Origin of the sequence: Photorhabdus sp. RM323S (assembly GCF_042879375.1) — a bacterium.
GTDB lineage: Bacteria > Pseudomonadota > Gammaproteobacteria > Enterobacterales > Enterobacteriaceae > Photorhabdus > Photorhabdus tasmaniensis.
In genome coordinates, this window is record NZ_JBHFKZ010000152.1 from 1 (window position 1) to 1,202 (window position 1,202).

Here is a 1,202-nt window from a genome sequence, read left to right on the forward strand (position 1 = left end):
GGGACAAGCAGCCCCGGTCTTCATTGCCAACCCGAATGGCATCACCTGTAACGGCTGCCACTTTACCCAGACCCCGACAGTCACCTTATCCACGGGCAAGCCGGGGTTGGATAAAGACGGGGCGCTGGCGGCCTTAACCGTGAAAACAGGCTTCATCACCCTGAGTGAAGCCGGATGGGATGCAACAGCACAGGATAAAATCGAGATTATCAGCCGGACCACCCAGCTGCACGGTCCACTCCGGGCGAAAAACCTGACATTGATACAAGGCCCCAATCAGGTTGATGTCAAGCATGGCACCCTTATCCCCCTCACAGCCGAAGGTTATACCCCCGGGAAAGCGATTGATACCGGATCATTGGGGGGAATGTCTGCCCATAAAATCCGGCTGGTGAGTACCGAACCGGGTAAAACGGTCAATCTGACTAATCTGACCGCAACCCAAGGCGACATCAATGTGACCGCCGAGGGTCAGGTCATTCTGGGGGCGGTGCAGGCCAAAACGGACATCAACCTGCGCAGTCAACGCATTGAAATGGCGGAACAGAGTCAGATGCAAGCGGGTCAACATCTGATATTGACCACCGAGACATTGCAGAATCAGGGACGCATTCGTGCCGGCGGTGATGTCACCATTAAAGCGAAAACCTTGTCTTCGGGTGGGGGAAACGTCAATGCGGGGAACCATGTCCTGCTACAGGGAGAGAATCGTTTTACGGTGCAGGGTACCGATATTTCAGGTCATGACGTGACCTTGATTGCCAACAGTGGAGGGATTTCTGTTTCATCTGGCGGCAATTCCGCCGCAGAAGGCGTACCGGTATTACCCACTATTTCTGCGGCTAATACGTTACGTATTCTATCTAGGCAGGGCATTTCGTTGTCACAGACGTTAATTAACCGGGCGAAAAATATCTTTCTGGCGGGTAATGGGCAGGTGGATATTCATCCGCATTTAGCGGTGGATGAGAATATTGAACTCCATGCAGGCGCGGGGATAAATCTGCATGGCATCGCCCTGACCGCAGGGAAAGACATCACCTTGACCAGTGGTGACTCAATGGATATTGATAAGGTCATGGCCGGCAACAAGTTAACCCTAATCGCTGGCTGGGATATTACCGAGAGCAAGGCAACCTGGTCAGCAGAAGGGGCCGTTGCCATTGCCAAAAACAGCCCCGCGTTGCACTTAGCTAAAGGGC

General features: G+C 53.4%; 1 pseudogene. It reads left to right on the plus strand.

Annotated features, from left to right (window positions below):
- A pseudogene (locus ACGF7G_RS22345) lies at positions 1-1,202 on the plus strand (hemagglutinin); the annotation flags it as partial.